The 8,992-nt window shown below is 72.6% G+C and carries 9 protein-coding genes; 1 reads left to right on the top strand and 8 read right to left on the bottom strand.

The genetic code is table 11. The annotated features are described in order from the left end of the window. The 8 genes from htpX to K6I34_RS24660 all read right to left on the bottom strand — a co-directional run. Positions 1–713, bottom strand: a 713-nt coding sequence (htpX, locus tag K6I34_RS24695) for a zinc metalloprotease HtpX (protein WP_229328539.1), incomplete at its 3' end; no start/stop codon positions are given. 223 nt (positions 714–936) lie between these two features. Next, positions 937–2,454, bottom strand: a complete 1,518-nt coding sequence (locus K6I34_RS24690; RefSeq protein ID WP_229328538.1) for an NADH-quinone oxidoreductase subunit N — start codon at positions 2,452–2,454, stop codon at positions 937–939. Further along, positions 2,454–4,031, bottom strand: coding sequence for a NuoM family protein (locus tag K6I34_RS24685; RefSeq protein WP_229328540.1), 1,578 nt, complete (start codon positions 4,029–4,031; stop codon positions 2,454–2,456). The genes K6I34_RS24690 and K6I34_RS24685 overlap by 1 nt, the downstream gene beginning before the upstream one ends. 17 nt (positions 4,032–4,048) lie before the next feature. Further along, positions 4,049–6,040: an NADH-quinone oxidoreductase subunit L gene (locus K6I34_RS24680; RefSeq protein WP_229328537.1), complete on the bottom strand. Its 1,992-nt coding sequence runs from the start codon at positions 6,038–6,040 to the stop codon at positions 4,049–4,051. Further along, positions 6,037–6,402, bottom strand: coding sequence for an NADH-quinone oxidoreductase subunit NuoK (gene nuoK, locus K6I34_RS24675; RefSeq protein WP_229328536.1), 366 nt, complete (start codon positions 6,400–6,402; stop codon positions 6,037–6,039). The genes K6I34_RS24680 and nuoK overlap by 4 nt, the downstream gene beginning before the upstream one ends. Beyond that, entirely contained in the window at positions 6,402–7,010 is a 609-nt protein-coding gene (locus K6I34_RS24670) for an NADH-quinone oxidoreductase subunit J (RefSeq protein ID WP_229328535.1), read from the bottom strand. Before K6I34_RS24670 ends, nuoK begins: the two co-directional genes overlap by 1 nt. Further along, positions 7,007–7,603 carry an NADH-quinone oxidoreductase subunit I gene (locus K6I34_RS24665; protein ID WP_229328534.1) on the bottom strand — a complete coding sequence of 199 codons (597 nt, stop codon included), beginning with the start codon at positions 7,601–7,603 and terminating at the stop codon, positions 7,007–7,009. Before K6I34_RS24665 ends, K6I34_RS24670 begins: the two co-directional genes overlap by 4 nt. After that, the gene (locus tag K6I34_RS24660; RefSeq protein ID WP_229328533.1) at positions 7,603–8,568 is read right to left on the bottom strand and encodes a complex I subunit 1 family protein; all 966 of its coding nucleotides are present in this window, start codon (positions 8,566–8,568) and stop codon (positions 7,603–7,605) included. The genes K6I34_RS24665 and K6I34_RS24660 overlap by 1 nt, the downstream gene beginning before the upstream one ends. Before the next feature lie 212 nt (positions 8,569–8,780). Here K6I34_RS24660 and K6I34_RS24655 point away from each other — a divergent pair. Continuing rightward, positions 8,781–8,992, top strand: a 212-nt coding sequence (locus K6I34_RS24655; protein WP_229328532.1) for a hypothetical protein, incomplete at its 3' end; no start/stop codon positions are given.

Below are 8,992 nucleotides of genomic sequence, written 5' to 3'. Positions count from 1 at the left end.
AGGGGGGCGCGCTGGGTGCCCGCTTCCAGTTTGCGGAGGGCGGAGGCCAGGGCGAGGGGGTCGCCGGTGAGGCGGGCGCCCGAGGCGTCGGCCTCGTACTCGCGGGAGCGGCTGACGGCGAGCTGGACGATCGAGGCCGCGACCGGACCCAGCAGCATGATCATGAGCATGCCGACGATGCCGGGGCCCTCGTCGTCGTCGGACCTGCCGAAGGGGATCAGCCAGGCGAAGTTCACCAGGAACATCACCACCGAGGCGAGCGCGCCCGCGACCGAGGAGATCAGGATGTCGCGGTTGTAGACGTGGCTGAGCTCGTGGCCGATGACCCCGCGCAGCTCGCGCTCGTCCAGGATGCGCAGGATGCCGTCGGTGCAGCACACGGCGGCGTTGCGGGGGTTGCGGCCGGTGGCGAAGGCGTTGGGCGCCTCGGTCGGCGAGATGTAGAGCCGTGGCATGGGCTGGCGCGCGGCCGTGGAGAGCTCGCGCACCATGCGGTAGAGCTGCGGGGCCTCGAACTCGCTGACGGGGCGGGCGCGCATGGCCCGCAGGGCGATCTTGTCGCTGTTCCAGTAGGCGTAGGCGTTGGTGCCGAGCGCCACCAGGACGGCGACGACCAGCCCCGTCCGTCCGAAGAAGCTGCCGATGACGATGATGAGCGCGGACAGCGCCCCGAGCAGGACGGCGGTCCTGAGCCCGTTGTGCCGGCGGTGCACGGTACGCCCTCCAAATGGTGCGGGGGGAACCCTTTTGCTGCGGTGCTTCACCGTGGTCGGCGGTGTGCCGACGGCGTTCCGCGGGAGCTCCCATGGGATCTCCAGTGGAACCTTCCGTACTGGTCAACGCCAGGTGAAGCCCGCTAGTTCCCTTGTGCACCGGTGGTGCGCGTGAGCCGTACGGGTGAGGACGGCCACAGCGGTCGCCACGCCGCTACGGCCGCTACAGCAGCGCCCCCGACGCGAAGCGCAGGACGAGCTGCGGGGCGCCGGACAGGGCGATGCCGAGGACGGCGGCCAGCGTCATCGCGGTGGCCAGGGGCAGCGGCACGCGCGCGTGCTTCTCCCCCGCCGCAACCGCCGCGGCCTCCGCGCCCTCCGCCGGGCGGAACAGCATCGCCGTCCACTGGAGGTAGTAGTAGAGCGCGATCACGACGTTCACGGCCATGACCACGGCCAGCCAGCCGAGCCCCGCGTCGACGGCCGCCGAGAAGACGGTGACCTTGGCGAACAGTCCGATGACGCCCGGCGGCAGCCCCGCGAGGCAGAGCAGGAAGAAACCGAGCGCCAGGGCGGCCAGCGGGCGGCGGGCGTACAGGCCGCGGTAGTCGGTGATCCGGTTGGCGGGGCTCGTACGGGCCACGAGCCCGGCGACGGCGAAGGCGCCGAGGTTCACGGCGGCGTACATCAGGGCGTACGCGACGGTGGAGCCGATGGCGTGCCCGGGGTCGTCGGCGTACGCGGCGGCCGCGATCGGCACCAGCAGGTAGCCCGCCTGGCCGACGGAGGACCAGGCGAGGAGGCGTACGGCGCTGTGCGCGCGGTCGGGGCGCTGCCGCAGCGCGGCGGCGTTGCCGACGGTCATGGTGAGCGCGGCGAGGACGGCGAGCACGGGGCCCCAGACGTCCGCGTACGCGGGAAAGGCGACGACGGTCACCAGGATGAGGCCGGTGAAGCCGACGGCCTTGCCGACGACGGAGAGGTAGGCCGCGATGGGCAGCGGGGCGCCCACGTAGGTGTCGGGCACCCAGAAGTGGAAGGGGACGGCCGCGGTCTTGAAGGCGAAGCCGACGAGGGTGAGGGCGACGCCCGCCTGGGCGAGGACGTCGAGCCGCGGGTCGACCTGGGTGAGGGCGTCGGCCACCTGGGTGAGGTGCAGGGTGCCGGTGCTCGCGTAGACGAAGCTGACGCCCAGGAGCATCACGGCGGTGGCCGTCACGGACGACAGGAAGAACTTCAGCGCCGCCTCGGAGGAGCGGCGGTCGCCCCGGCGCAGGCCGACGAGGGCGAAGGCGGGCAGCGAGGCCACTTCGAGGGCGACGACGAGGGTCGCGAGGTCCCGGGCGGCGGGCAGCAGGGCGGCGCCCGCGGCGGAGGACAGCAGCAGGAACCAGTACTCGCCGGAGGGCAGCTCGGAGTCGGTGATGTCGCTGACGGACAGCAGGGCGGTCAGCAGAGCGCCGCCGAGCACCAGGAACTGCACGACGAGCGTGAAGTGGTCGGCGGTGTAGCTGCACGCGCGCGTGCCCGTCGTCAGGCAGAAGGTGCTGCGGTCCCCGTCGAGCAGCGGCAGGAGCGAGAGCCCGGCGAGTACGAGGCCGCCGATGGCGATCCCGCCCAGCAGCGGCTTCCGGTGCTCCGGCACGAAGAGGTCGGCGACCAGGACGACGAGCGCCACGACGGCGGTGACGGTGGGCGGTGCGATGGCGAGCCAGTCGACGGACTGGACCAGGGAGCCCATCAGTTGCCTCCGAGGAGCTGCTGAACGGCCGGGTCGGTGAGCCCGAGGAGGGCTGCGGGCCAGAGGCCGGCGAGGACGGTGAGGGCGACGAGGGGGGTCCAGGCGGCGAGTTCGTACGCCCGGACGTCGGCGATGGCGGTGCCGGAGGCGCCCGGGTGCACGGCCAGGCCGGTGTCCTCCGTGCCGTTGCCGCCCATGCACACCCGGCGGACCACGACCAGCATGTACGCGGCGGTGAGCAGCGTGCCGAAGCCCGCGAGGGCCATGAAGACGAGGTAGGCGGGGCGGCTGAGCCCGTCGGCGGGCCGGAAGGAGCCGAGCATGGCGAGCATCTCGCCCCAGAACCCGGCGAGTCCGGGCAGGCCGAGGGAGGCCACGGCGCCGAAGGCGAGGAGGCCGCCGAGGCGGGGTGCCCGGCCGTAGAGCGCGGCGCCGGTGGCACCCGAGAGGGCGTCGAGGTCGCTGGTGCCGTGCCGGTCCTTGAGCGCTCCGACCAGGAAGAAGAGGAGGCCGGTGATGAGGCCGTGGGCGATGTTGGCGAAGAGGGCGCCGTTGATGCCGGTGGGCGTGAGGGTGGCGATGCCCAGGAGGACGAAGCCCATATGGCCCACGGAGGAGTAGGCGATGAGGCGCTTGAGGTCGCCCTTGCCGCCGTTGCGGGCCAGCGCGAGACAGGCCAGCGAGCCGTAGATGATGCCGACGACCGCGAAGGCCGCGAGGTAGGGCGCGAAGGTGTGCACGCCGTCGGGGGCGATGGGCAGGAGGATGCGGACGAAGCCGTACGTGCCCATCTTCAGCAGGACGCCCGCGAGGAGGACGGAGCCGGCGGTCGGGGCGGCGGTGTGGGCGTCGGGCAGCCAGGTGTGCAGCGGCCACATCGGAGCCTTGACGGCCAGTCCGATCCCGATGGCCAACACCGCGATGAGCTGCGTGGAATGGCCGAGGCCGGACCCGTTGTCAGTGGCGAGTGCCACCATGTCGAAGGTGCCGCCCTTGATGCCGACGAGGAGGAGGCCGAGCAGCATCACGACCGAGCCGAGCAGCGTGTAGAGGATGAAGCGCCAGGCGGCGCGCTCCCTGTCCTCGCCTCCCCAGCGGGCGATGAGGAAGTACATCGGGATGAGCACCGTCTCGAACGCCAGGAAGAAGAGCACGAGGTCGAGGACGGCGAAGCTGGCGAGGGTCCCGGCTTCGAGGACGAGGATCAGCGCGACGAATGCCTTGGGTGACGGGCCCGACGGCATGTGGAAGTACGAGTACAGCGCGCAGAGGAACGTCAGCAGTGCGGTGAGCACGAGGAGGGGGAGCGAGACGCCGTCGACGCCCAGGTGGATCCGGATGCCGAGGGCGGGGATCCAGCTGATGTCGGTGGTGCCCTGCATCCGCGCGGGGTGGGCGCGGTCGAAGCCGATCGCGAGGGCGATCGTGAGGGCCAGCACCAGGCCGGTGACGGTGACGCCGTGGCGGAGCACGGCCTGGTCGGGGTTCCGGCCCTTGAGTCCGGGCGGGGCCGGGAGCAGGGCGGCGACGGCGCCGAGGAGGGGGACGACGACGGTCGCAGCGAGGAGGATCTGCATGACGGTATGACTCACGGTCAGGCTCCGGTGGCTACGAGCACGGCGGCGACGGCCAGGACGACGGAGCCGGCGAGGAGGGCGCTGAGGTAGGTCTGCACATTGCCGGTCTGGGCCCGGCGCACGGCCGCGCCGAGCAGGCCGGGGGCGGTCCCGGCGCCGCGCACGTAGGTGTCGACGACCTCGCGGTCGAGGAAGCGCACAAGACCCGCCGCGGCCCGCACGGGGCGGACGAAGAGGGCCGTGTAGACGGCGTCGAGGTGGAAGCCCGCGACGGCGTGACGGTGCAGGGGCCCGAGGAGGAGACGGCTCGGGTCGGCCGGGTCGTGGGCGCCCGCGATGTGCCCGTAGGCGGCCACGTGGGTCGCGACGGCCTCCTCCTCGGAGACGTACGGGGCCTCGTCGGGGTCGGCGGCGACGGCGCCCAGCGGCGCGCGGGCCGCGAGGGGGGCGGTGCGGCGCCAGGCCGCGTACATGACGAGCACGCCGGCGAGGGCTGCGCCGGTGCCGAGGACGGAGGTGGTGAGGGTCGGGGTGAGGGAGCGCCCGTCGAACCAGTCGGGGAGCTTCCAGGCGGCCAGGCCGAGCCCGAGGGTGGGGAGGAAGAGGAGCCAGAGGACGCCGTTCATCACGGCGGGCTGCCGGCCGTGGTCGGGGGCCTCGGGGCCCTTGCCGTGGAAGGCGCGCAGCCACAGCCGGGTGGCGTAGGCGGCGGTGAGGAGGGCGGTGAGCAGCCCGGCGACGAGGACGGTCCAGCCCGCGGCGTGCGGGATGCCGTGGGCGTCCGCGCCGGTGGCGTGCTCCGCCGCGCCGAGCACGGCCTCCTTGGAGAAGAAGCCGCTGAACGGCGGGATCGCGGCGAGCGCGAGCAGGCCGACGGTCATCGTCCAGTAGGCGTCGGGGATGCGCTTGGCGAGGCCGCCCGTGCGGGCCATGGCGCCGAGCGAGTTGGTGCCCGCGGCGTGGATGACCACGCCCGCGCCGAGGAAGAGGAGGGCCTTGAAGGCGCCGTGGGTGATGAGGTGGAAGACGGCCGCGTCGCGGTCGCCCACGGCGAGGGCGCCGGTCATGTAGCCGAGCTGGCCCACGGTGGAGTAGGCGAGGACGCGCTTGATGTCGTCCTGGGCGAGCGCGGCGAGCGCCGAGCCGACCATGGTGACCGCCGCCATCACGGCGAGCACGACCAGTGCCGCCGCCGAGGCGGTGAAGAGAGGGAGGAGCCGGGCGACGAAGTAGACACCGGCCGCGACCATCGTCGCGGCGTGGATGAGCGCGGAGACGGGCGTGGGGCCCGCCATCGCGTCGGGCAGCCACGTGTGCAGCGGGAACTGCGCGGACTTGCCCGCGACACCGGCGAGCAGCAGCAGCGCGATCAGCGTCGGGTGCGCGATGGCGCCCGAGCCGACGGCGGTGAGGATGCCGTTGATGCGGAAGGTGCCCGCGTCGGCGCCCAGCGCCAGGATGCCGATCAGGAAGGGGACGTCGCCGAGCTTGGTGACCAGGAAGGCCTTGAGGGAGGCGGCGCGCGCGGCCTCGGTCTCCCAGTAGTGGCCGACCAGGAAGTACGAGCAGATGCCCATGATCTCCCAGCCGACCAGCAGCACCATCAGGTCGCCCGAGTAGACGACGAGCAGCATGGCCGCGGTGAAGAGGGAGACGAGAGCCGCGTAGGAGGGGTAGCGCGGGTCCTCGCGCAGGTAGGCCGTCGAGTAGAGCTGCACGCAGGTGGCGACGACGCCGACGAGCACGGCGACGAGCACGGCGAAGCCGTCGAGGTGCAGGGCGAGGTCGATCGGCACGGAGCCGGTGGGTGTCAGCCGGGTCGCGGCGTCGAGGGGGTCTCCCCCGCCCTGCCGCCAGGCGACGACGGCGGCCAGCACGGCGGCGGCGAGCGTCGGCAGCACGGCGAGGGGCCGTACGAAGCCGGGGGCCCGGCGGCCGAGGAGCAGGCCCGCCACGGCGCCGAGGAAGGGCAGCAGGGGGACGAGTGCGGCGGTGGTCGTGGTCGTCACGCGGCGGCCTCCGCCGTTCTCTCGCGGTCACCGGCCGGGGTGTCGGTGCCGGGCGCGTCCTCGTGGAGGTCGCGGAGCCGGTCGATGTCGGCGGTGCCGCGGTTGCGGTACACGAGCAGCACGATCGCCAGGCCGATGCCGATCTCGGCGGCGGCGATGGCGATGGTGAAGAGGGTGAGCGCCTGTCCCGCGTGGAGCGTGTCGCGCAGCCACACGTCGAAGGCGACGAGGTTGAGGTTGACGGCGTTGAGCATGAGCTCGACGGACATCAGGACGAGGATCGCGTTGCGCCGGGCGAGCACGCCGTAGAGGCCGGTGCAGAAGAGGAGGGCGGCGAGCACGGCGGGGTAGACGAGGTGCATCAGCGCTTCTCCCCGCTCTCGGCACCCGTGGCGACGGCCTGCTTCCGGCGGGAGAGCACGACCGCGCCGACGAGCGCGGCGAGCAGCAGGACGGACAGCGCCTCGAAGGGCAGCACCCAGTGCCGGAAGAGGATCTCGCCGGAGACCTTGGTGGTGCCCTGGGGCGCGCCGTCGAGGTCGATCCAGGTGGTGCGGAAGGCGTCGACGACGATCCACACGAGCGCGGCGGCAGCGGCGACGGCGACGCCGAGCGCGGGCCACCGGTTGCCGGAGTCGGCGTCCGGGGAGCGGCCGATGGGCGCCTTGGTGAGCATCAGCCCGAAGAGGAGGAGGACGACGACGGACCCCACGTAGATGAGGACCTGCACCCAGGCGATGAACTCCGCCGTGAGCAGGAGGTACTCCACGGCGAGCCCGCCGAGTGCCACCACCAGCCACAGGGCGGCGTGCACCAGCTGCTTGGTGGTGACGGTGACGAGGGCCGCGCCGAGGGTCACCAGGCCGACGAGGAGGAAGGCGACCTCCACGCCGGAGGTGGAGAGGAAGCCGTGTGCCTGCGCGGCGGCGGGCAGGGCGAAGGTGCCAGTGCCGGTGCCGATGCCGGTCATGCTTCTCCCTCCTTCTCCTGGCGGGCCTGCTGTTCCTGCTGTTCCTGCTGTTCCTGCTGCGCGGCCTGTTCCTGCTGCGCGGCGAGCTTCTCCGCGGTCTTGCGGGCCGCGGCGATCTCCTTGGGCTCCTCCGCGGCCGGGTCGAGCGCGGGCGGCTCGGGCACCGTCCACATCCACTCGCGCAGCTTGTCGCGCTCGTGGGTGAGGTCGTGGATGTCGGTCTCGGCGTACTCGAACTCCGGCGACCAGAAGAGGGCGTCGAAGGGGCACACCTCGATGCAGATGCCGCAGTACATGCAGAGCGAGAAGTCGATCGCGAAGCGGTCGAGGACGTTGCGGCTGCGCTCGCGGCCGCCGGGGGCGGCCGGGGGCACGGTCTCCTTGTGGGAGTCGATGTAGATGCACCAGTCCGGGCACTCACGGGCGCAGAGCATGCAGACCGTGCAGTTCTCCTCGAACAGGCCGATGACCCCGCGGGTGCGGGGCGGCAGCTCGGGCTGGACCTCCGGGTACTGGGCGGTGACCGAACGCCTCGTCATCGTGCGCAGGGTCACGGCGAGGCCCTTGGCGAGGCCGGAGCCGGGGATCGGCATTACTGGGTCACCACCTTGACGACGCCGGTGAGCGCGATCTGCGCCAGGGCGAGCGGGATGAGCACCGTCCAGGCCAGCTTCTGCAGCTGGTCCTCGCGCAGTCGCGGGTAGCTGACGCGCAGCCAGATGACCACGAAGGCGAGGACGAGGGTCTTGAGCAGCGTCCACAGCCAGCCGAGGCCGTCGGCGCCGAACGGGCCGTGCCAGCCGCCGAGGAAGAGCACCGTCGTGAGGCCGCAGAGGACCACGATGCCCGCGTACTCGGAGAGCAGGAAGAGGGCGAAGCGCAGGCCGGTGTACTCGGTGTACGCACCGAAGATGATCTCGGAGTCGGCCACCGGCATGTCGAACGGCGGGCGCTGCAGCTCGGCGAGGCCCGCCGTGAAGAACACCAGGCCGCCGACGATCTGCCAGGGCACCCACCACCAGTGGAAGGCGTCCACGATGCCGGGCAGCGAGACGGTGCCCGCGGCCATCGCGACCGAGGCGGCCGCGAGCAGCATCGGCAGCTCGTACGCCAGCAGCTGGGCGGCGGTCCGCAGGCCGCCGAGCAGCGAGAACTTGTTCGCGGAGGCCCAGCCGGCCATGAGCGAGCCGAGCACGCCGACGCCCATCACGGCGAGGACGAAGAAGATGCCCGCGTCGACGGCCTGGCCCACGGCGTTGCCCGGCCCGACCGGGACGGCGACCAGGACCAGGAGGTACGGGAGGAGGGCCACGGCGGGCGCGAGCTGGAAGATCCGGCGGTCCGCGCCCGCGGGGACGACGTCCTCCTTCTGCGCGAACTTCACGCCGTCCGCGACGAGCTGTGCCCAGCCGTGGAAACCACCGGCGTACATCGGCCCGAGGCGCCCCTGCATATGGGCCATGACCTTGTGCTCGGTCTGGCCGATGACGAGCGGCAGCACCAGGAAGACGACGAACACGGCGACGAGGCGCAGCACCACGTCGAGGGTGTCACTCACGGGTGTCGTCGCCTCCTTCTGCGGTGCGGGGTCGTTCCGGCGTCTGGGGTTGTTCCGCGTTCTCGGGGGTCTCGGGAGACTCGGGTTGCTCCGAGGTCTCGGGAGACTTGGGGGTCTCGGGAATCTTGGGAACCTCGGGTTGCTCCGGCGTCTCGGACCGTGGCGCCCCGGGTTTCGTCTCCGGGGCCGCGGGCGGCGGCTCGGGAGGCGTGGTGTCGTCGAACGCGGGGCGTGCGTGGTGCCACGGGGCGTCGGACGAGCGCGACGGCCGCGCCGCGGTGCCGCCCGTGCGGGAGGTGCCGGACGTGCCGGACGGCGGGGTCGCGCCCTGGCTCGCCGAGCCGTCGGCCGCGGAGCGGCTGCGGCGCACAGGCGCACCCGCACTCGCGTCCCCATCCGGCTGCTGGCTCGCGGAACCGTCCGC

The organism is Streptomyces sp. UNOC14_S4 (assembly GCF_020740835.1).
Classification (GTDB): Bacteria; Actinomycetota; Actinomycetes; order Streptomycetales; family Streptomycetaceae; genus Streptomyces.
This window is presented reverse-complemented; position numbering and strand designations above follow the sequence as displayed.